This is a genomic window from Pseudomonas palleroniana (assembly GCF_003031675.1).
Taxonomy (GTDB): domain Bacteria; phylum Pseudomonadota; class Gammaproteobacteria; order Pseudomonadales; family Pseudomonadaceae; genus Aquipseudomonas; species Aquipseudomonas palleroniana.
In genome coordinates, this window is the sequence record NZ_PYWX01000003.1 from 91304 (window position 1) to 113236 (window position 21933).

The following is a 21933-nucleotide window of genomic DNA, read 5'->3' on the forward strand; positions in this document are numbered from 1 at the left end:
CTCAAGGCGAAAGTAGGTAGCCGCTGCGGTAGGCCTCAATGCCGGCGACATGGCTGATCACCATCCCGGCAGTGGCCATCCGCCGCAGCGAACGGGCGTAAAGCAGGCCGGCGTTTTTACACTGCACGGGTGTTACGCGGTCGGTAATGGGGTCGATGATTTCGGCGATCAGTTGCCCGGCTTCCAGGTACTCACCGGGCAGGGCGCTGAACACCAGCAGGCCGCCGACCGGCGTGGCCACAGGCTCCACACCTGCCAGCGGAGTGGCCGGGTAGGGCAGTTCGGGCAGTGGCGCGATGTCGCCTTCAATCGCACCGAAGTGAATCAAGTAGTCGATGATCGCCTGGCAGTCGAGGGCCGCCAGGCCGTGGTTGACGTCGCCCTGGCCACGCAACTCGACGGTCACCGAGAAGCTGCCCATGGGAATCGGGAAGCGCTCGCCAAAACGTTGCTGCAACTGCCACCAGACCAGGGTGAAACACTCATCGAACGACTGCCCACCGGAGTCGGTGGCGAGCAGGTTGGCTTCCGAGCCGAGATAGCGCGCCAGCGGTTCCACCTGCGGCCAGGCTTGCGGGGTGGTGTACAGGTGCGCCACGGCTTCGAAGTCGCAATGCAGGTCGAGCACCATGTCGGCATCGCAGGCCAGGCGTTGCAGCACCAGGCGTTGGCAGTGCAATTGGGTGTCGGCTGTTTGCGCGGCGAGGGCGCCGCGCAGCGCGCTGCGGATCAGCTCGAGGTTGTGCTGTGGGTCATCCCCGAGCCGCTCCTCGATCTGGTTGCCCACTTCGTCACTGAGGTCGACAAACCGGCGGTTGAAGTTCTGCCCGCTTTCCAGTTCGTAGCGACCCAGGGGCGTGTCCATCAGCACCTGTTCCAGGCCCGCCGGGTTGGCAATGGGTACCAGCACGATCTCACTGCGCAGGCGGCCGGCCGCTTCCAGTTGCCCCAGGCGCGCCTTGAGGTGCCAGGCCACCAGCATGCCCGGCAGCTCATCGGCGTGCAGCGATGACTGGATGTAGATCTTGCCTTCAGCCTGTTCCGGGCCGAAGTGAAAACTGTGAATCTGCCGCGCCGTGCCTGGCACCGGTGCGATCAGATCATGTACCTGATGTCGCATGACTGCTCCTACACATGAAAAGCGGCTTAATGGCTGGGGCCCAGGAAGGCCAGCCAACGGCGTTCCGCCAGACGAAACAGACCCACCAGGGCAAAGGTCACAGTCAAGTAGATCAGTGCAGCGATACCGAATGATTGAAAGGTCATGTAGGTGGCCGAGTTGGCATCCCGGGCCACCTTGAGAATGTCGGGCACCGTTGCAGTGAAGGCCACCGTGGTCGAGTGCAGCATCAGGATCACTTCATTGCTGTAATACGGCAACGAGCGACGCAGGGCCGAGGGCATGATCACGTAGGCATATAGCTTCCAGCCGGTAAGGCCGTAGGCTTTGGCCGCTTCGACTTCGCCATGGGCCATGCTGCGGATCGCTCCGGCGAAAATCTCGGTGGTGTAGGCGCACGTGTTGAGGGCGAAGGCGAGGATGGTGCAGTTCATCGCATCGCGAAAAAATGCATCCAGTACCGGCTGCGCGCGCACGGCCGCGATGCTGTAGATGCCGGTGTAGCAAATCAGCAACTGGATATACAGCGGCGTGCCGCGGAACAGGTAGGTGTAGAACTGCACCGGCCAGCGCACCCAGCGCTTGGATGATACGCGGGCGATGGACAGCGGGATCGACACCAGAAAACCGAAGACCAGCGACAGGCTCAGCAACCACATCGTCATCGCGAGCCCGGTGATGTGCTGGCCGTCGCTGTACAGGAAGGGCCGCCAGTATTGCTGCAGAAGTTCGATCATCGCACGGCCTCCCGGGACCCAGCGGAGTAGCGACGTTCAAGCCGACGCAGGACGAAGTTGGAAGCGCTGGTGATCAGCAGGTAGATCAACGCGGCAAGTACCAGGAAATAGAACAGTTGATAGGTACTTTTGCCGGCATCCTGGGCCGCCTTGACCAGATCCGCCAGGCCAATGATGGAGACCAGCGCGGTGGCCTTGAGCATCACCATCCAGTTATTGCCGATGCCCGGCAGGGCAAAGCGCATCATCTGCGGGAAGGTCACGTAGCGAAACCGTTGCCCGCGCTTGAGGCCATAAGCGGTCGCCGCTTCCAACTGCCCACGGGGCACGGCGAGGATGGCGCCGCGAAAGGTCTCGGTAAAATAGGCACCGTAGATGAAGCCCAGGGTAATGACCCCGGCGCTGAATGGGTCGATCTCGATGTAGTCCCATTCCATGAAGTCGGTAAAGCCGGTCAGCCAGATTTGCAGGCTGTAGAAAATCAGCAGCATCAGCACCAGGTCGGGCACGCCGCGAATCAGGGTGGTGTAGAGCTGGGCGGGGATGCGCAACAGGCGCACGCTGGACAATTTGGCGCTGGCGCCGAGCAGGCCCAGCAGGACACTGACGGCCAGAGAGGCGACCGACAGTTTCACGGTCATCCACGTACCTTGCAGCAATAGCGGGCCGAACCCCTTCAAACTGAAGGCACTGAGCCCCAGGGTTTGTAAAAGATCTTCAAACATGAATTCAGGACCTATGGCGATAAAAAAGCGCCCACCTGAAAACGGTGGGCGCCAGGGTGTTATTTACCGCTGTACAGGTTCAGATCGCCGAAGTGTTTCTTCTGGATGGTGGCGTAGGTGCCATCATCGTGTAACGCTTTGATACCTTTATCGAGAAGCGCCTTCAGCTCTTTGTTACCTTTTTTGATACCGACCGCAGTTTTAGACGGCAGCAATGGGTCGTCGATAGGCTTGCTGACTTCGTAGCCAGCGCCCGCCGGCGACTTCAGGAAGCCCAGTTCGGCTTGCAGCATGTCTTGCACCGAAGCGTCGAGACGCCCGGAGGTCAGGTCGGCGTAGACCTGGTCCTGGTTGGCGTAGGCTTTGGTGGTCACACCGGCTTTATCCAGTACGGCCTTGGCGTAGGCTTCCTGGATGGTGCCTTGCTCGTAGCCTACGGATTTGCCCTTGAGGGATTCAGGCGTGGAGAAGTTCGCGCCTTTCTTGAACACCAGCGAGGTCGGGCCAGAGAACAGTTCGCTGGAGAAATCGATCGCCTTTTCACGGGCTTCAGTCACGGTCATGGAGGAAATCACGCCATCGAACTTGTTGGCGTTGAGGCCTGGAATCATGCCGTCGAAGTCACTTTCCACCCACTTGCACTTCACTTTCAGCTCGGCGCAGATCGCATTGCCCAGGTCGATATCGAAGCCCACCAGGCTGCCGTCGGCGGCCTTGGACTCGAATGGTGCGTAGGACGGATCGACACCAAAACGCAATTCCTTGTATTCCTTGGCCAGCGCGGTACCAGCAGCCATGCACAGAGCCAGTGCAGAAAGGGTCAGCAATGCTTTTTTCATTATGTATTCCCTGGAAACCAAGATAAGCGCTTGTGGCGCGTTTAGGACTGTTACTGAACGGTGTCAGACGGATCACAAGTAGCAATTTCTGCACCATAGTTCCGGATGATCGGTTTAAAAGGTGGGATAAGGGAGTTGTGAGTGTAGGATATGCCCGAAAATGGGCATTGAATTTTCAATGCACCATCTTGGAACGCATGCGGTTGGAAATACCTGTCAGCTCAGCAAGTCTTGCAGGATGACCAGGGTGTCGGCCTCGTCCACCGACTTATCCTGCCGCCACCGCAACATCCGTGGAAAACGCACCGCGATGCCACTCTTGTGCCGTTTGGACAAAGCGATCCCCTCAAACCCCAGCTCAAACACCATGCTCGGCGTCACGCTGCTGACGGGACCGAATTTCTCTACTGTAGTTTTGCGCACGATGGCATCGACTTTGCGCATTTCTTCGTCGGTCAGTCCTGAATAAGCCTTGGCGAATGGCACCAATGTGCGTTCCGTGCCCGGCGGGCCGTCCCACACCGCAAAGGTGTAGTCGCTGTACAGGCTGGCGCGCCGCCCGTGGCCGCGCTGGGCATAGATCAACACCGCGTCGACGCTGAAGGGGTCGACTTTCCATTTCCACCACACGCCCATGTCCTTGGTGCGACCCACGCCGTACAGGCCATCACGCGCCTTGAGCATCATGCCTTCCACGCCGAGGCGGCGAGAATCTTCGCGTTGCTCGGCCAACTGCGCCCAATCAGTGGCCGTCAGCAAGGGCGAGGGCAACAGCACAGGGCTGTTGCACTGAGCAATGACCTGCTCAAGTTGGCTGCGCCGCTCGGCCTGGATGTGGTTGCGCCAGTCGTGGCCCTGGTATTCCAGCAGGTCGTAAGCCAGCACGGCGACGGGCGCATCCTCGAGGACTTTTTTGCTCAGGGTTTTGCGGCCGATCCGCTGTTGCAGCAGGGCAAAGGGTTGCACCGTGTCCTTCCACACCACGATTTCGCCGTCGATCACCGTGCCATCCGGCAGGCTATCGGCCAGGCTGTGTAGCTCGGGAAAGCGCTCGGTGACCAGTTCTTCGCCGCGTGACCAGATCCATAACCGACCCTCGCGCTTGACCAACTGCGCGCGGATGCCGTCCCACTTCCACTCCACCTGCCAGTCGCTGGGTGAGCCAAGCAGCGCGTCGAATTGCTCGAGCGGTTGCGCCAACCCGTGGGCGAGAAAAAATGGATAAGGCTGCCCGCCGCGTTGCGCATGTTCGTCGGATGATTCGGCGGCGATCAGCTTGAGGTAGCCTTCGGCGGTCGGCCGGTTGGACAAGTCGGTGTAGCCCACCAGGCGCTGGGCCACGCGTTTACTGTCCAGGCCGGCCATGGCGGCGAGGGCCCGGGTGACCAGCAACTTGGAGACGCCGACACGAAAGCTGCCGGTGATCAACTTGATGCAGACCATCAAGCTCGGTTGATCCAGTTGCGCCCACAACGCGGGCAGGCGCTCGGTCAGTTCCTGCGGCGACAGGCCGCGCAGAGGCAGGAGCTTGTCTTCAAGCCACGTCGCCAGGCCATCCTCCGAGGTGTAGGCGGATTCCGGTAATAGCAAGGACACCGTCTCGGCCAGATCGCCCACCGACTGGTAGCTCTCTTCGAATAACCAGGGCTCGATCCCCGATGCTTGCGTGGCCATGTCCCGTAGCAGGCGTGTGGGTACCAGTTGCCGTGGCCGGCCGCCGGATAAAAAGTACACGGCCCAGGCGGCGTCTGCCGGCGATGCCTGTACAAAATAGGCTTGCAGCGCCGCGAGCTTGGCGTTGCTGGAGGTCGTGGCGTCGAGGTTGGCGTACAGCTCGGCAAAGGCTTTCATGCCGTGGCCTCTTCTTCATCATCGCCATATTCGGTAGTGAAACCCTGGGCATCCAGGCCTTTTTCCCTCAGGTGGCGCACCAATACGTCGACGGAGCCGTGGGTGACCATCACCCGTTCGGCGCCGGTTTGCTCGATGGCCCACAGCAGGCCCGGCCAGTCGGCGTGGTCCGATAATACAAAGCCCCGGTCGACGCCGCGTCTCCGCCGGGTACCGCGCAGGCGCATCCAGCCGCTGGCGAATGCATCGCTGTAGTCGCCGAAGCGGCGTATCCAACTGCTGCCACCTGCGGAGGGCGGAGCGATAATCAGGGCCTGACGCAACAGCGGATCGGTCTTGTTGAAATCGCCGGCATACAGGGTTTCAGGAATATAGATGCCGGCCTCGCGATACACCCGGTTCAACGGTTCGACCGCGCCATGGCTGAGGATGGGGCCGATGCTGGCGTCGATGCCATGCAGAATGCGCTGGGCCTTGCCGAAGGAGTAACAGAACAGCACGCTGGCCTTGCCTTGCGCGATATTCCCCTGCCACCAGTGGTTGATCCCGGCAAAAATCTGCGCCTGCGGCTGCCAGCGGTAGATCGGCAATCCAAAGGTCGATTCGGTGATGAAGGTGTGACAACGCACAGGCTCGAACGGCGCACAGGTGCCATCGGGCTCGACCTTGTAGTCGCCGGACGCCACCCACACTTCGCCCTGGTATTCCAGCCGCACCTGGGCCGAGCCGAGCACATGACCGGCCGGGTGGAAACTCAAGGTCACGCCGTGGTGCACCAGTGGCTCGCCGTAGGCCAGGGTTTGCAGGTTGATGTCCTGGCCCAGCCGCGAACGCAGGATGCCTTCGCCGGGTGCGGCCGCCAGATAATGCTGGTTACCGGTGCGGGCGTGGTCGCCGTGGGCGTGGGTGATCACGCAGCGCTCTACCGGGCGCCAGGGGTCGATGTAGAAGTCTCCGGCGGGGCAGTAAAGACCCTCGGGGCGAGCGATGACAAGGTCCATGGACGTGCCGGGGGCAATGGGCTTATCAGGTAGGAGGCGGCCGGGACGTGAGAAGTTCGATTATTGTAGTGAGCGGGCTTGCCCCGCGCTGGGGGGGCGAAGCCGCCCTAAACTCAGACACCACGGTCTTTCTGAAACACCGCAGCGTCCTTGTTGGGGCGGCTGCGCCGCCCAGCGCGGGGCGAGCCCGCTCACTACCTATTTGGCGGGGGTGAGGGTCAGGCGGGTCTTGCCATAGGCCTTGTCAAAGTTCTGCGGTTGCATCGGGAAGCTCAGGTATTGCGCCTTGAGCGACGCGTCGATGCCATTGGCATAGTTCGGGCTGGCCGGGTTGCCGGACTGGCCGATGCCGCCTTGACCCATCATCGGTTCCGCCTGGCCGAAGTCGACGATCATGCGCAGCGCCGGCACCTGGGTGGTGTTGAAGTCCTGCCCCCAGCTGTACGGCGCCGGGTTCAAGGTGTTGTGGTCGCCACCACTGGCCAGCGGGCCGCGAATCACTTGGCCTTGGGTGTTTTTCCAGGTGGTGCTGTGCAACTTGCCCCATTGCCAGGCTTTGTGATCGCCACCCAGCAGGCTGTCGCCGGCGCTGATCGCAGCGGCGAGGCTGCGGGCGAGAATGGCCGGTTTATCTTCTTTTTGCGCCGTGCGCGTGTCATCCCAGAACGGGCTGTCTTCGCGGCCCAGCAAGTGGTCGGCCGTGGCGGAGTAAGACAGGCCGGCGTTGCTGACGAAGGCTTTCCAGGTGGCGCTGTTTTCCGGGCCGAGCTTGTCGAGGAAGATCTGCTTGGCGCTTTCCTGCAGGAACAGTTCATAGATCGCCGCGTCGGCGGAGCTGGACGTGAGGCGCCCATCGAAGGCCATCAGGCGATCCAGCGCTTCGCGTGCCTTGGCCCGCTCGGCGGCGGGTAGCGCGTCAATGGCCTGCTTCAGCGGCTGGGCCATGCCCGGTGCCTGGAATAGGGTCTTGAGCTTGGCGGCAAAGGTGGTGGTCTGGTCGTACTGCATGGCGATCATGCTGCGGCTGTCATGCTTGCCGGCGTTGGCCAGTTGTGCCAGGCGCTCGCTGCGTTCCGGTGCATCCCACGAATTGGACAATTGCATGCCGTAGCCGCGCGGCGCGGTGCGCTGGTTGGCCGTGCCGATCCAGCCTTGAGGCGGGTCCTGGTCATAGGGGTGCAGCATCGCATCGGCGTAGCCGTCCCAGTCAAAACGCGCATCCCAGCCCGGTGAAGGCAGCAAGCCTTCGCCTTCGCGACGGTTGGGGAAGCGGCCGGTCACTTGCCAGCCGATGTTGCTGGCGTCGGCGAAGATCATGTTCAGCGCAATGGCGCGGATTTCACGGGTGGCGTCCGAGGCCTTGCCGGCGTTCTGTGCGCGGGACAGGTCGAAGAACGCGTCCAGGCTCTTGTCGTCCTTGAGATCGGCGGTTTGCAGGGCCAGCCCGAAACCGCTGGTCAGCGCCTGGCTGCTGTTGAGCAGGGCACCGTGACGCGTTTCATACACCACTTCGCGAATCGGCCGCTGACCCTTGGCGAAGAAGGTTTCGTTGCGCACGCCTGCCGGCAGCCATTTGCCGTTGCTCTCGTAGTACAACGCGCTGCCTTGGCGTTTGACCTTTTCCAGGAACAGGTCCTGGGTGTCGCCTTTCACCGCGCTCATGCTCCATGCGACTTTGCCGTTGAAGCCGGACAGCAGCGTCGGCAGGCCGGCAATCGAGGCGCCGACGGCCTGGTATTTCGGCGCACGGATCTGCACGTAGCTCCACGCCGAGGGAGCTTGCGGCTGGGCCGCCAGGTCGCCGGCCAGCAGACTTTTACCGCTGCGGCTGCGCTGGGGGCCAATCGCCCAATTATTGGAGGTGGTGACGCCCAGTGCATTCAGGCTACCCAACTGCTGGCTGACCGCATCCAGGCCGGCGAGGCCGGTGATCTGGCTGAGGTTCAGCCCCTTGAGTTTCTCGGCTTCTGCCGTCGGGATCGCCTCATCCGGCGCGCTTGGAATGAGCCAGGCGAGTTTGTCGACGCCGACTTTTTGCGCCAGCACCAGGGACGACAGTTCTTCCTGCAGGTTGCTCGACTCGCTGAAATTCAGCAGGCAGAACAACAGCGCCGAGTCCTCCGGCTTCCAGTACTCGGGCTTGTAACCCGTCTGGGCCAGGTCGGGCGGCAGCTTGTCGCGGTAGCGGAACAGGTAGGCGTTGACGCCGCGGGCATACACTTCGAAGAAGCGCTTCAGGCGCGGCGATGAGGCGTTGTACAGCTCACCGGCGCTTTTTTTCAGGTTGGCCGCACGCATGAAGCGGTCGACATCCAGCACTTCAGGGCCGGACATTTCCGCCAGTCGGCCCTGGGCCAGCAGGCGCAACGTGACCATCTGCGTGATGCGGTCGCCGGCGTGCACGTAGCCCAGGCTGAACAGCGCGTCATGAAAGGTGTTGCTTTCGATCAGCGGCATGCCTTGGGCATTGCGGCGTACCGACACATTCTGCGCGAGCCCCTTGATCGGCTGCACACCGGTGACCGGCGGCAACGTGTCCTGGGTGCTCTGGAGTTGGCAACCGGCCAGGCTTAATGCACTGGCCACTGCCGCGGCAACGCCGAACCGGGGAAGAAAATGTGAGAAGGCTGGCGAGGCCATGGCAAAGCTCCTGCGGGGGGTAGCGTCAGTAAAGGCGCTACGTTAGTGAGCGCGGCGAAACGACGCAAGCGGGAGCGCAAAACTAATGTGGGAGGGGGCTTGCCCCCGATAGCGGACTGCCAGTTAATAAATCTGTGACTGGCCCACCATCGGGGGCAAGCTCCCTTCCATATTCAGGCTGTATAGGGCTTTAAATCAGGACTGGGGCGGGTTGACCTTTTGCACCAGTTCATAGGCCCGAACGGTCGCCGGCCGCGCCTTGATGGTGTTGAACCAGCGCTGCACGTGGGGGAAGTCTTCCAGGCGCTGACTCTGCCGCTGGTAGGAAGCGATCCACGGGTAGATTGCCATGTCGGCGATGCTGTAGTCCTCGCCCGCCACAAAGGCTCGGTCGGCCAGGCGCCGGTCCAGCACGCCATAGAGGCGGGCGGTTTCATCGACATAACGCTTGATCGCATAGGGAATCTTCTCGGCTGCGAACTGGCTGAAATGGTGATTTTGCCCTGCCATCGGCCCGAGTCCGCCCATTTGCCAGAACAGCCACTGCAAGGTTTCCTGACGGCCGCGTAGATCACGGGGAATGAACTGGCCGGTTTTTTCCGCGAGGTACAGCAGGATGGCGCCTGATTCAAACAGCGAAAGCGGCGCGCCACCGTCGGTCGGGGTGTGATCGACGATGGCGGGGATGCGGTTGTTGGGAGCGATCTTCAAGAAGTCCGGCTTGAACTGCTCGCCCTGGCCGATGTTGATCGGGTGCACCGTGTAGGGCAGGCCGGCTTCTTCCAGGAACAACGAGACTTTGTGGCCGTTGGGGGTAGTCCAGTAATACAGGTCGATCATGAAGCTCTCCAAGAAGTGGTGATGCTTGAGCGAATGCCTGTAGGTATAGGTAACGTTCGGTGTACGAAAACTCAATGAAACATTTGCGCATATCCTTAGAGAGTTTTCACACTGCGCTGTCCACCAACACTTGCAACGACTGCTGCGAACAGCGCTCGATGCGCGCCTGCACGCCATACACCTCGGCGAACATCAGTGGGTCCAACACCTGATCCGCTGCGCCGCTGGCGTATAACCGACCTTGGCGGAGCACGGCGATATGGTCGGCGAAGCGTGCGGCAAGGTTGATGTCGTGCAGCACCACCACCGCGATCAACTGGTGTTCGCGCACCAGCCCACGCACGCAGTCCATGACTTTCAATTGGTAGTTGAGGTCGAGGGCGCTGGTGGGTTCGTCGAGCAACATGACCTGGGGGCGACGGGCGATGAGCTGGGCGAGGCTGACCAATTGGCGCTGGCCGCCGGACAACGTGCTCAACCACTGATCGGCCAAATGCGCGATACCGATGCGCCGTAGCGCCTCGAAAGCCTCGCGCAGGCAGGCTTCGCTGGACAGGGGAATGCCGTCCACACGCGCCACGCGCAGGGCTGCGATCACGCTTTCCATCACGCTGAGGCTCAGGCCCGGCGGCAGGTTTTGCGGCATGTAGGTCACCCGGCGGGCACGCTCGCCCACGGACATGGCCGACAGGTCGAGGTCGCCCAGGCGTACGACACCGTGCATCTTCTCCAGCCCGGCCACAGCCCGCAGCAATGTCGATTTGCCCGCGCCGTTGGGGCCGATCAAGGCGGTCAGGCTGCCGTGGGGCAAGGTGGGCAAACTGAGGTCATGCACAATCTGCCGACGTCCGTAGCTGACATTGGCGTGCTGTACGGTTAAACCTTCACTCATAACTGCCTCCCGCGCTTGAACACCAACACCACGAAAATCGGCACACCCACCAGGGCGGTGACGATGCCCACCGGTACGATCACGCCGGGCATGAGCCATTTGCTGGCGATCGACGACAGCGACAGCAACAAGGCGCCGGTCAAGGCGCTGGCGGGCAGCAGGAAGCGCTGGTCTTCGCCGACCAGAATCCTTGCGATATGCGGGCCGACCAGGCCGATAAAGCCGATGGTGCCGACAAACGCCACGGCGGTGGCTGACAGCAGGCTGATGCGCAGCAACGAGAAAAACCGCAGGCGTTTCACGTCCACGCCAAAGCTTTGTGCGCGGTCTTCGCCCATGCGCAGCAGGGTCAGGCGTGCAGCGGCGGCGAAGGAGAACGGCAACACCGCCGCCACCACCAGCGCCAGGATGCCGAGTTTGTCCCAGTTGGCCCGCGTCACGCTGCCCAGGGTCCAGAACACCAGTTGTTGCAGTACGTCTTCGGTGGCGACCAGCTGCAGCAAGGCCACCACGGCGTTACAACTGAACACCAGCGCGATGCCGAACAACACCAGGCTTTCAACACCGGCCCCGCGCAGGCGTGACATGGCTTGCAGCAGAAACACCGAGGCGGCGGCGAAGATAAAGGCCGATATGGAAATCGCCGTATTGGCCGACACCCACACCGTGGTCACCGGAAACACGATGACCAACGATGCTCCCAGCGCCGCCGCCGAGGACACACCTAGCGTAAACGGGCTGGCCAGCGGATTGTTCAGGATGGCCTGCATCTCGGCTCCGGCCAGGGACAACGCGCAACCGACCAGTACCGCCATCAGTGCGTAGGGCAGGCGCACGTTCCAGATGATCACTTGGTCGGTGGCGCTCAGGTGGGACGGGTGCAGGATGCCATCCAGCAGGGCCAGCAGGCCCATACCCGACGGACCGCTCGCCAGGTCCACCAGAATCGCGCAGGCCAGCGCCGTACCGAGCAGCGCCAGCAGCCAGGCGCGCCGTGCCAGCAGACGGCGATAGCCGTGGGTGGCGCTGGCGAGGTCAAGGGTTTGTTTGGTCATGGGGCTCACACACTATTGAACACGATGAAAATCCAACGGTGGGAGGGGGCTTGCTCCCGATGGCGGTATGTCAGTGAAGCAATCTGTGGCTGACACACCGCCATCGGGAGCAAGCCCCCTCCCACAATGGTTACTGGGTTTCTACGGACGTTTTTGCGTCGATCCAGTAGGCGCCTTGCAGTGGCATCTTCAGGAACTGCTGGTTGATCTGGTCCATGGTCGCTTGCGGGTCGAGCTTGGCGAACAACGCTGGATGAATCCATTTGGCCAGGGCTTCAATGGCCAGCAGGTTGTACGGCGAGTTGTAGAAGTCATGCCACAAGCCGTGGGCATTGCCCTCGCGGATGGCCCGCAGGTTGGCGAATTCCGGACGCGCCAATACGCGTTCGAGCCCCGCGCGTGCTTCGTCATGGCTTACGCCCGCACCCAGGATCAGGCCAGGCTGGCGGTTGCCGGTGGCGATATACACATCCGGGTCCGCCTTGAGGGCATATTCCACACTGATATCGCCCAGTGCGCCCGGCACCACGCCGGCGGCAATATTGCGTCCGCCGACCAAACTGATCAGTTCGCCCATGCCGCTCTTGCCGGTGGTATGCCCTGGTGCCTGCCACACGCCGGCCAGCAACTCGAGGAAGACACTGGGGCGTGGGCCGGCGGGCAGGGTGGCGACGGCATCGGTGATGGCCTTGAGGTGCTGATCATAAAAATTCAGGAACGCTTGCGCCTGGGGCTCACGGCCAAGGGCTTGGCCCAGGGCGGTCATGCTGGTGTGCGTGCCTTGGACCGGGTTGAGGCGAAAGTCGACGAACACTACCGGGATACCGGCCTTGGCCAGTACATCCGCCACCGGGCTGTGCTCGGTGGGGCCGTGCCCGGAGATGCTGAACACCGCCAGGTCGGGTTTGAGCGAAAGAATTTCTTCGGCGCTGACGCTCTGCTCTGAGGCTTGCCCGATCAACGGGATGTTTTTAACTGATGGAAACTTCGCGACATAGGCGTTGTAGGTGTGCTGGTCGAGCAGGCGCAGGTCATTCTGCCAGCCCACGATGCGCTGGAATGGCGCGTCCTGGTCGAGCAAGGCAAAGGCTGAAATCAGCCGGCCTTCGCCGAGCACCACGCGCCGGACGTCATCCTTCACCTCGACCTTGCGGCCGAGCACGTCAGTGACCTCATGGGCGGCGGCGGTTTCGGCGTGGCCGAAGAGCAGCGCGGCGCACAACACGCCGAGTTTGAACAGGTGGCGGGGCTGCAACATGGCAAGGGCTCCTGGAAGGGGAAAGTCAGAATTCATAATCAACACTGGCGGTGAGGGTGCGTCCGGCGCCCGGGATGCCGTAGAGCTGGAAGCCGTCGAGGGAGGCGCCGACCTGGCTGTAATAGAATGTGTTGAACAGGTTGTTGAGGTTGAGGTTGACCGTGGTGTCCTTGTTCACCTTGTATTGCGCCGCCAGGTTACTCAGCCAGTAACCGGGCGCTTTCTCGTGGTCGCGGGTGTAGATCGCATACACCCCGGACGGGCCATTGGCGTAGCTGCTGTTGTTGTTCAAACCGCCGACGTACTGGTTGTCGCTGTAGCGGCGCCGGCCCACGTATTGCTCGCCGAAGCTCAGGCTCAGGGCGTCGGTGACGGCGTAGGTGGTCCACAGGTTGGCGGTCAGGTCGGGGACGTTCTTGGCTTCGGCGCCTTTGTTGATGCCTTTGGTCTGGGTGCTCTTGAGCGCCGAGAAGCCGGCATACGCAGTCCAGCGCGGAGTGATATTGCCTTGCAGGCCTAGTTCTATGCCGTCCACGCGCTTGGCGGGCAGGGCGCGCACCGGGGCCGATTCGCCGTCCTGGTATTCCCAGGCGTTGTCCAGTTCGGTGCGAAAAATCGCTGCCGTGACATTGAGCATGTCGTGGGCAATGTCCCACTTGGTGCCTATTTCATAGGTTTTCGACTTCGCCGGGCTGTAGTTGCGGGTGCTGGCAGCGCCGTAGATCTGGTTGTTGGTGGAGGCTCCCAGCGCCGAAGGTTGCGCGGCCTCGCTGTAGGACACGTAGACGCTGGCGTTAGGCACCGGCTTGTAAACCGCGCCGACCCGGCCGCTGACGGCACCGTCGGTGCTGCTGATCGTGGCCTGGCCGCGTTGGCGGGTCTGGGCGCGCCAATGGTCGTAGCGCAGCGAACCCAGGACTTGCCACTGTTCATTGAGGGTGACGGTGTCGCCCAGGTAGGCACCGGCGTTGTCGATCACCGAACGTGGGTCGCCTTCGCCCTTGGTGACGTAGCTGCTGGCAAAGCTATGGCTGGGGTTGTTCATGTCGAAGAACAGGTCGCCGGCCGGCACCTCCGCGTTGCGTTTCAGGCCGCCGTAGGTCTCGTGATAGAACTCCAGGCCCGATACCACGGCGTGTTGCAGGCTGCCGGTGTTGAACGTGAAGCTGAAGTCGGTCTGGTTATCCAGGATGGTGTAGCGCTTGGACAAACCGAAGTCGCTGCCGCGCAGGATGCCGTAGCCGGTGTTGCTGTTGTTCAAGTAGTCGGTGTAAGCATTGACCGTGCTGCCCGGTACCTGGCTGATCGGGCCTGCGCCGGTATAGCCCAAGGTTGCACAGCGAGTGCCGGTGCAGGTTTTTTTAGCGTTGGCATCGGCGGCGAAGAAGCGCGCCGGGGAGAGTACTGCGAAGTTGTCGCTGCGCTCCCAGCGTGTCTGGTTGCGCAGGTTGGCGTCGTGCCAGTCCAAGTCGTGTTCGAAGCGGGCGGTCAGCGAGGTGGTTTCGTTCTCTTGGGTATACAGGCTGGAGTCACCGTACCAGTTGGAGCGTTTCACCCCGGGCATGCGGTGGCCGTCGGTGCCACGCTGGATCGGCACGCCACCGTCGGGAGTGTTGGTGTCTTTCTGATAGAAGGTGTCGACGAAAAAGCGCGTGTCGGTGCCCAGGCCGAAACCGAAGGACGTTGCGATCCCCCAGCGGTCGTAGTCCACGTCGTCGCGTTCTGCGACCTGGTTGTAATGCTTCATCAGGTTGATGCGTACCGCGCTGGTATCGGTCAGCTGCTTATTGAGGTCGGCGGTGAGGCGACGGTAGCTGTCGGTGCCGATTCCGGCCGAGACTTTATTGGCGTCGCCCAAGTGCGCTTCTTTACTGACCAGGTTGACGCTGCCGCCCACGGCGGAAACCCCGGACTCGATGGAGCCGGTGCCCTTGAACACTTCGGCCTGTTGCAGGTTGAAGGTGTCGGTGCGGGTCGACATGCCCGCATCGCGCACGCCGTCGACGGTCAGGCTCTGCTCCGAGGAAAACCCCCGGATTGAAAACAGATCGCCCCAGCCCAGGTTGCCTTCACCGGACATGAACGTAATGCCCGGCACGTTGCGCAGCACTTCCTGCAGGGTTTGCGCGTTCTGCTCCTTGAGCACCTGCTGCGGCACGATGGTCACGCTTTGCGGCGCGTCCAGCAGTGGCTGGCTGATCTTGGCGGAGGTGACCCGGTCCACCTTGAAGGTCGAGGAGGCTTCGCCGTCGATCTTGATTTGCGGCAGGTTCAATACCGAATCCTGGGGTGTTGCGGCGGTTGCATCGGCCCACGCCGTCGGCGTGACACTGCCGGCGGCCAGCAGGCCGAACATCGGTGCGAGGGTAGAGTGCAAAGGGTGACGCTGGGGAGTAGGCAAAGTCATTCAGAGCGGCCCGAACTAAATTACAATTAATCTCATTTAGATTCGTTAGTCTAAAGACCGCTTCCCGATGCGGGACCGTGGCTTTGTATCGCTGATGCGCGATTATTGCTGCCCACAACATTCCATTACATTTGCGTGTGCGGCCGGCTGAACTTTCGGCTATTTCCTGCGCTTTGAGTATTTTCGGACTGACTGCCCATGGCCAAGCAAGACCACCTACTAATCGTTGATGATGACCCGCAGATCCGCCAGCTGCTTTGCGAGTACCTCAGCGACGCCGGTTTCCAGGTGTCCACGGCCGCCGATGGCAAGGAAATGCGCCGCCGCCTGGCGCTGAGTGTCATCGACTTGATCGTGCTCGACCTGATGCTGCCCGGTGAAGACGGCCTGAGCCTGTGTCGCGAACTGCGGGTGAGTTCCAACACGCCGGTGGTCATGCTCACCGCCAAGGGCTCGTTGATCGACCGCATCGTCGGCCTGGAAATCGGCGCCGACGACTATCTGCCCAAACCGTTCGACCCCCGTGAGTTGCTGGTGCGGATCAAGGTGGTGTTGCGCCGGGTGCAGAGCTTCCCGGACCGTGCGCGCCTGGATGAGGCGCCGAGCATTCGTTTCGCCGGCTGGCAGCTCGACACGCGGGCGCGGCAATTGTTGTCGCCGCAGGGCGTGGTGGTGAGCCTGGGCAATTCGGACTACCGCGTGTTGCGCCTGCTGTTGCAGCACCCCAATCGTCCATTGAGCCGCGACTTCCTGCTCAACCATGTGTTCGACAAGGACAGTACGCCGTTCGACCGTTCTATCGATGTGTGCGTCAGCCGCCTGCGCTCGCAATTGCCGGCGGGGTTGATCAAGACCGTGCGCAACGAGGGTTACATGCTCACCGCCGAAGATGTGGTATTGGAGTCGTGAGGCTGCTGCCGCGCTCGTTGTTCGGACGGCTGGTGCTGATTCTGGTCAGCGGCATGCTCGCGGCCCAGGCCCTGACCAGTAGCATCTGGTACGACCGGCGCCACGGCCAGGTGCTGGAAATTCCGGCGCGGCTGATCGCGACGCGGCTGGCGGATGTGGTGCGGCTGGTGCACAGAGACCCGCCGCAGGCCGATCAACTGGTCCAGTTGTTCGACAGCCCGCACTTTCATCTCACGCTCAGCGAGCATGCCAGCGATACGGTCAGCACCCTGACCGACAGCGACTTGCCCACCGAACGCTTGATCAAGAAAGTCCTGTCGGAAAAAACCGGCTCTGCACCAACCTTGAATCTGCTGCGCCTGTCGCTGGTCGATGGTGACGGGCAAACGGCGGGGCTTTCCACGCTGCTCGGTTCCCGGCCGGTGGTGGGGCAGTTTCTGATCGACCTGCGCCTGCCCGATGGGCGCTGGCTGCAAGTGGACGCCAGCGAGGAACAAGGCTGGACGAGCACATCGCCCCTGGACCTGCTGTTCGACTACGTGATGCGTATCTATTTGCTGCGGGTAGTGGTGCTGGTCGTGATTGCCCTGGTGGCGGTACGCCTGGCGATCCGCCCGCTCAATGCGTTGGCCAAGGCCGCTGAGGCGCTGGGCCGCGACATCCAGCGGCCGCCGTTATCGCTGGATGGCCCGACGGAAGTGCGTCGGGCGGCCCAGGCCTTCAACGCCATGCAGCAACGCCTGATTGCCAATATCGCCGAACGCACGCGCTTTCTCGCGGCCATTTCCCACGACTTGCGTTCGCCGATCACACGCCTGCGCCTGCGCACGGAAATGCTCGACGACACCCGCACCCGCGAGCGTTTTCGCGCCGACCTGGAAGAAATGGAGCACATGGTGGCCAGTACCCTGGATTTCGTCAGCAGCGGCGAAATCAACGAGGCGCGGCAGAACATCGACATCAATGCGTTGCTGCAAAGCTTGCAGGCGGACCTGCAGGATGTGGGGGAAAGCGTGACCCTTGAAGGTCGTGCGAAACAGCCACTGCCCGGTTATGCCCGCAGCCTGAAACGCTGTGTGCAGAACCTGCTGGAAAACGCCGTGCGCTATGGCCAAGAGGTGGTGGTACGGGTCGAGGACCAGGCGGACAGCTTGAAGATCATTATTCGCGACCGTGGGCCGGGAATTCCCGAGGAGCAGCTGGCACAGGTGATGGAGCCGTTCTATCGCGTGGAAGGCTCACGCAATGCCCAAACCGGTGGCTATGGGTTGGGGTTGAGCATTGCGCACACGATTGCTCGGGCGCATGAGGGGCGGCTGAGCTTGAAAAACCGCGAGGGTGGGGGGCTTGAAGTGGAACTGCTATTTCAGCGCAAATCCTGAAATTCGGCATGCGATCAAACCTGTGGGAGGGGGCTTGCTCCCGATAGCGGCAGGTCTGTCAGCCGATACTGTGACTGACACTCCGCAATCGGGGGCAAGCCCCCTCCCACATTTGGATCTTCAGTGTGGCCGGCGCCAGGGGAAATCGCTTACGCGCCGTGGCACTTCTTGAATTTCTTCGCGCTGCCGCACGGGCAAGGGTCGTTGCGACCCACGTCCTTCAAGGCGTTGCGTACCGGTTCCTGGTGGGCGTGGCCGCAGTTCGGGCCGTGGACATGGCCGTGGTCGTGATCATGGTGATCGTGATCGTGGTTGCAGTCAGGACCATGGACATGGGGTTGCTGGGTCATCGATGTCGCTCCGGAATAAAATCGCCGGGTATTATCTCGCCATTGTGGGCCACCTGCACGTCATTACCGATGAATAATCCGGTTTTCAACTCGCCCTCCAGCCGATAGGGCACGGGTTTGGTAGGGTTTTTCAACATCTGCACCACATCACGAACCTGCGGCCAGAGGTTGGTGCGCACCGTCACCCGGAAAAAACTGTGGCTGCGTGGCGGTACGGTCAGCCATTCGTTGGATTCGCCTTCGGTCAGCACGAAGTTGCCCAGGGTGACCTTGTAGACCAGGCCGCGCACCGTCAGGTCGGCGTCATCACGGTTGTCCACGCGAAAGTACAGTTTGAACTTCTGTTCCAGCAACTTGGCGCGCACCACCTCGACTTTTACCAAGGCCACATGGGGCGGTGGTGCGTCGTCCTCGAACCACGAGGCACAGCCGGTGAGCCCCAGGGTCAACGCCAGCATCAAGCTGTAAATCCGAAGCATGGCGTTATCCCTGTCAGGTGATTAAAGGTAGCTTGCGCAACACTTCTTGAACTTCTGTCCGCTGCCGCACAAACATACATCATTACGCCCGGCCTTCACCTCAACTGTCGGATCGATGAAGTACCAGCGTCCCTCGTTCTGTACGAAAGAAGATTGCTCACGGTGGCTGTGTTCGCCGGCGCTGTCATGCCAGCGTGCCGTAAAGGTCACGAAGGCGTGTTCCGGTTGGCCGCCAAACACCTCGGAGTTTTCCACTTCGAGGCCCAGCCAGGTGCTCTGGGCACTCCAGGCGGCGATGGCCGCGCGGTCCAGGCCGGCCTGTTGCGCGGGCAGGGTGGTGGCCACCAGGTAATCCACCAGGCCCAGCACATAGGCGCTGTAGCGCGAACGCATCAGCGCGGTGGCGCAAGGCGCCGGATGACCTGCGTGATAGTGGCCGCAGCAGGCATCCAGCAGGTTGCCGCTGCCGCAAGGGCAAATGGATGTGCTCATAGGGTTACCACCAATACTTTCCGAAGTTTTCCGGGTTGGCCCAGAAGCGGGCGTTGAGCCAGTCCGGCACCTGTTTATAGTCAAGCAGATCATAGGTGAACAGCGTCAGCACCTGCTCGTCGCGCTGGAACCGCTCGCCGGCCTGCAGGGCCAGGGAGAAGAAGTCGGTTTCTTTCCAGCCGCAGACGCTCAGATCCACCAGCACCACAATACGGCTGGCATTGAGGTTGCGAATGCCTCCGAGCAGGGTCAGGCCCTGCGGTTTTGACAGGTGCTCCAGGCAGTCGACCACCAGGGCCAGGTCAAACCGCTGCGCGGCCAGCTCTGGCGGCAATGGCCCTGGAGCGGCGCAAAACACCTGGGTATCGGGATGCGCCTGCTTGAAGGCGTCCAGCGCCGGCAACTGGCTGGCCCCCAATAGCAGCAGGCGTTTCGGAGCATGCAGGTCAAGCAGGGCAGCCAAGGCTTGCTGGGGTGTACGAGAAGAAATACCGGCGGTCATCACAGATCCTCACATCAGGACTGTAGAGACTAGCGCGGCTGAGCGTGCGGGCCTAGAGCGGGTGAGCGCGAAAACCCGAGCAACTGCGCCGATCTTCAATGAATACGGGGGTGTGGCGTACTGGCGCAGATGAAAAGAGCCGTCTTTACTCCACCCATCGGCCCCCGCCGATCCCCTCAGGAGAAATCAGATGAGCATCATGCGGACAGCTCTATCCTTGGTTCTGCTAACCGGAGTATTGACAGGTTGCGCAGGCTTGCAAAAAACCGATTGGCCCACCTGTGCCGCCGTCGGTGGCGTGACCGGTGCGGCGATCGGTGCAACTGAAAGCTCGGCCTACGCAGGCTATGGCGCGCTGCTGGTCGGCGGCATGGCAGGTGCCTATTGCTGGGTGCACGGCGATGGCGACGAAGATGGCGATGGGGTGCCGGACAGCCGCGACAAGTGCCCGGGCACACCTAAAGGCGTACAGGTCGATGCCAATGGCTGCCCGCCTGTCGTGCAGCCGGCGGTGGTGGAGGAGGTGGTCGTCGTCAAGGAAGAAACCATCGTGATCCGTGATGTGCACTTCCAGTTCGATTCGGCCAAGCTGACCGCTGCGGACAAAACCAAGCTGGATGTCATTGCCACTCGCCTGAAAAAAGAAGCGCCTGGTGCGCAACTGCGCGTCAGCGGGCATACCGACAGTGTCGGCAAAGACGCCTATAACCAGAAACTCTCGGAGAAACGCGCACATTCGGTCGTCGAGTACTTGATCAGCCAGGGCGTGCCGCGCAGCAATTTCGTCTCGGTGAGCGGTGCCGGTGAAAGCCATCCGGTGGCCGACAACAAAACCGCTGAAGGCCGCGCTTTGAACCGCCGCGTGGAAATCCAGATCAACCGCTGACAGCCCAGGCCCCTGTGTCAACCACAGGGGCCTGGCTGGCGATCTTCGTCGAAATCACGGCTTTTTTTATCCTTCACTGGCATATCGCCTGTAGAAGTCGTTACTGTGCGTCCGTCCATGCACAAAATAAGAAGGCCATTCATGCGTAAGGTTTTCCTGTTGGCCTTGTTGGCCAGCCCCATTGCTCTGGCCCAGAGCGTCAGCGTCGAAACCAATTCCTTGATGCGTCTGCCCAGCAGCACCAGCGTTTTACAGCTGGAGCGCTTGAGTGTGGCGGACTACGGCACGCTATTGATTCCGCCCTCTATCAGCCAGGTCTCGGTAGATGAACTGCACTTGGGGCGTGAGGCCCGTATCGCCATCGCCCCGGGCAATACAGGGTTGCAATTGCAGGTACGCCACGCGCAACTGGAGCATGGCAGCCAGATCACTTCGCGCGGCGCCCCCGGCACCCATGAGCGCCCTGCCAAGGCGGGGCGTGACCTGACCTTGCGCATCGATGCCTTGACCGCCGACGAGTTGTCGGTGGATGCGCGGGGTGGCGCTGGAGCCCAGGGCTATGCCGGCCTGGATGGCGCCAACGGCGTAGACCCAGGTTGTACCTGGGGTTCGGCCGGGCGCGGGGCCAACGGTGATAACGGTGGCGATGGCCTGCCGGGTGCGGCGGGTGCGCAGGTGCGAGTGGAGCTGCCGCAAAGCTACCCGGCGCAACAGATCAAGGTCTGGGTGGATGGCGGGGCGGGTGGCGCGGCCGGTACGGCAGGCAAACCCGGCAAAGGTGGGCAAGCCAAAGGCTGCCTGGTGTACCGCGCCGAGGGTGGCGACAAGGGCCGGCCAGGGCTGGAAGGCCAGCCGGGGCCGGCCGGGCCCGCAGGTACCGTCACCATCCAACGCCTGTAGTGAGCGGGCTTGCCCCGCGCTGGGGGGCGAAGCCGCCCCAATAAGAACGCCGCGGTGTTTCAGAGAGACCGAGGTGTCTGGTTTTAGGGCGGCTTCGCCGCCCAGCGCGGGCAAGCCCGCTCACTACAGGAGCGGCCGGGCCGAAGCGATCGCCACTACCACCAACCCGACGATCAGGTTGATGCCCACCAGCCTGCGGATCTGCCCCAACACCGCTGCGCCCGCCGGCCAGTCATCAGCGGCCACCGCCGCGCGCAATGACGGTAGCTTCAGTGCCTGGATACGGATAAACAGTGCCGTCATCACCAGGTACAACCCCATCATCACCTGCACATAGCGCGGCGCCGTCTCAAAGCCGTTGAAGCGCAGTTGCAGCAGGCCGATACCGCTGATCGGCAAAACCAGCACCGCGACCCAGACCCACACAAAAAAACGTTGAAACACATTTGCCCACAACTTGAGCCGGGCGGGGCCCTCAAGTGCCGCCATGGCGGCGGGGCGCAGGATCATCCAGGCGAAAAACATACCGCCTACCCAGATCAGGGCGGCCAATACATGCAGGGTATAAGCGAGGCTAAACACGGTCATTGTGGTACTCCGTTCTGCGCGGGATTAATTAGCGGGTTATGATAGCGGCCGATCCGAACCACTGAAAATTTATCCAGCGT

At 61.9% G+C, this 21933-nt stretch carries 21 protein-coding genes; 4 read left to right on the top strand and 17 right to left on the bottom strand.

The window, feature by feature from the left end; translation table 11 throughout:
* Position 1 precedes the first annotated feature (1 nt).
* From C9383_RS00940 to C9383_RS00995, 12 genes are all read right to left on the bottom strand, one after another.
* The gene (locus C9383_RS00940; protein WP_090366372.1) at positions 2-1120 is read right to left on the bottom strand and encodes a succinylglutamate desuccinylase/aspartoacylase family protein; all 1119 of its coding nucleotides are present in this window, start codon (positions 1118-1120) and stop codon (positions 2-4) included.
* Positions 1121-1146: 26 nt separating this feature from the next.
* Positions 1147-1857: an ABC transporter permease gene (locus tag C9383_RS00945; protein WP_060754067.1), complete on the bottom strand. Its 711-nt coding sequence runs from the start codon at positions 1855-1857 to the stop codon at positions 1147-1149.
* Positions 1854-2582: an ABC transporter permease gene (locus C9383_RS00950; protein WP_060754068.1), complete on the bottom strand. Its 729-nt coding sequence runs from the start codon at positions 2580-2582 to the stop codon at positions 1854-1856. The genes C9383_RS00945 and C9383_RS00950 overlap by 4 nt, the downstream gene beginning before the upstream one ends.
* A 59-nt stretch (positions 2583-2641) precedes the next feature.
* On the bottom strand, positions 2642-3421 hold the full coding sequence (locus C9383_RS00955; RefSeq protein WP_060754069.1) for a transporter substrate-binding domain-containing protein: 780 nt from the start codon (positions 3419-3421) through the stop codon (positions 2642-2644).
* Positions 3422-3637: 216 nt separating this feature from the next.
* On the bottom strand, positions 3638-5272 hold the full coding sequence (locus tag C9383_RS00960) for an ATP-dependent DNA ligase (RefSeq protein WP_090366371.1): 1635 nt from the start codon (positions 5270-5272) through the stop codon (positions 3638-3640).
* On the bottom strand, positions 5269-6273 hold the full coding sequence (locus tag C9383_RS00965; protein ID WP_060754071.1) for a ligase-associated DNA damage response exonuclease: 1005 nt from the start codon (positions 6271-6273) through the stop codon (positions 5269-5271). Before C9383_RS00965 ends, C9383_RS00960 begins: the two co-directional genes overlap by 4 nt.
* A gap of 198 nt (positions 6274-6471) precedes the next feature.
* A complete protein-coding gene (locus tag C9383_RS00970; RefSeq protein ID WP_090366369.1) occupies positions 6472-8913 on the bottom strand; it encodes a penicillin acylase family protein in 2442 nt (813 codons plus the stop codon).
* A gap of 195 nt (positions 8914-9108) precedes the next feature.
* Entirely contained in the window at positions 9109-9753 is a 645-nt protein-coding gene (locus C9383_RS00975) for a glutathione binding-like protein (protein WP_090366367.1), read from the bottom strand.
* Positions 9754-9859: 106 nt separating this feature from the next.
* Positions 9860-10645, bottom strand: a complete 786-nt coding sequence (locus tag C9383_RS00980; protein WP_090366366.1) for an ABC transporter ATP-binding protein — start codon at positions 10643-10645, stop codon at positions 9860-9862.
* A complete protein-coding gene (locus C9383_RS00985) occupies positions 10642-11700 on the bottom strand; it encodes a FecCD family ABC transporter permease (RefSeq protein ID WP_090366364.1) in 1059 nt (352 codons plus the stop codon). The genes C9383_RS00980 and C9383_RS00985 overlap by 4 nt, the downstream gene beginning before the upstream one ends.
* 130 nt (positions 11701-11830) lie before the next feature.
* On the bottom strand, positions 11831-12958 hold the full coding sequence (locus C9383_RS00990; RefSeq protein WP_090366363.1) for an ABC transporter substrate-binding protein: 1128 nt from the start codon (positions 12956-12958) through the stop codon (positions 11831-11833).
* A 25-nt stretch (positions 12959-12983) separates the two neighbouring features.
* Entirely contained in the window at positions 12984-15365 is a 2382-nt protein-coding gene (locus C9383_RS00995; RefSeq protein ID WP_090366361.1) for a TonB-dependent receptor, read from the bottom strand.
* Between the two features lie 198 nt (positions 15366-15563).
* Between C9383_RS00995 and C9383_RS01000 the strand changes: the two genes are divergently transcribed.
* Positions 15564-16274: a response regulator gene (locus C9383_RS01000; RefSeq protein WP_060753826.1), complete on the top strand. Its 711-nt coding sequence runs from the start codon at positions 15564-15566 to the stop codon at positions 16272-16274.
* On the top strand, positions 16271-17656 hold the full coding sequence (locus C9383_RS01005) for an ATP-binding protein (RefSeq protein ID WP_090366360.1): 1386 nt from the start codon (positions 16271-16273) through the stop codon (positions 17654-17656). Before C9383_RS01000 ends, C9383_RS01005 begins: the two co-directional genes overlap by 4 nt.
* A gap of 149 nt (positions 17657-17805) precedes the next feature.
* Here C9383_RS01005 and C9383_RS01010 read toward each other — a convergent pair whose 3' ends face one another.
* From C9383_RS01010 to C9383_RS01025, 4 genes are read right to left on the bottom strand one after another with little or no spacing between them, the layout of a single operon-like run.
* Positions 17806-18006 carry an SEC-C metal-binding domain-containing protein gene (locus C9383_RS01010; protein ID WP_026136698.1) on the bottom strand — a complete coding sequence of 67 codons (201 nt, stop codon included), beginning with the start codon at positions 18004-18006 and terminating at the stop codon, positions 17806-17808.
* On the bottom strand, positions 18003-18485 hold the full coding sequence (locus C9383_RS01015) for an LEA/WHy family protein (protein ID WP_060753824.1): 483 nt from the start codon (positions 18483-18485) through the stop codon (positions 18003-18005). Before C9383_RS01015 ends, C9383_RS01010 begins: the two co-directional genes overlap by 4 nt.
* A gap of 21 nt (positions 18486-18506) precedes the next feature.
* Entirely contained in the window at positions 18507-18977 is a 471-nt protein-coding gene (locus C9383_RS01020; RefSeq protein WP_090366358.1) for a YchJ family protein, read from the bottom strand.
* A gap of 4 nt (positions 18978-18981) precedes the next feature.
* Complete coding sequence (locus C9383_RS01025) at positions 18982-19479, bottom strand: DUF6231 family protein (RefSeq protein ID WP_060753822.1); 498 nt, start codon at positions 19477-19479, stop codon at positions 18982-18984.
* A 190-nt stretch (positions 19480-19669) separates the two neighbouring features.
* Between C9383_RS01025 and C9383_RS01030 the strand changes: the two genes are divergently transcribed.
* Together C9383_RS01030 and C9383_RS01035 are read left to right on the top strand one after the other, a co-directional pair.
* The gene (locus C9383_RS01030; protein WP_090366357.1) at positions 19670-20365 is read left to right on the top strand and encodes a PA1041 family peptidoglycan-binding anchor lipoprotein; all 696 of its coding nucleotides are present in this window, start codon (positions 19670-19672) and stop codon (positions 20363-20365) included.
* A 141-nt stretch (positions 20366-20506) separates the two neighbouring features.
* Positions 20507-21265, top strand: a complete 759-nt coding sequence (locus tag C9383_RS01035) for a hypothetical protein (RefSeq protein ID WP_060753820.1) — start codon at positions 20507-20509, stop codon at positions 21263-21265.
* 123 nt (positions 21266-21388) lie between these two features.
* On the opposite strand, the gene C9383_RS01040 is transcribed toward C9383_RS01035, so the two are convergent.
* Positions 21389-21853 carry a CopD family protein gene (locus C9383_RS01040; protein ID WP_090366355.1) on the bottom strand — a complete coding sequence of 155 codons (465 nt, stop codon included), beginning with the start codon at positions 21851-21853 and terminating at the stop codon, positions 21389-21391.
* Positions 21854-21933 lie beyond the last annotated feature (80 nt).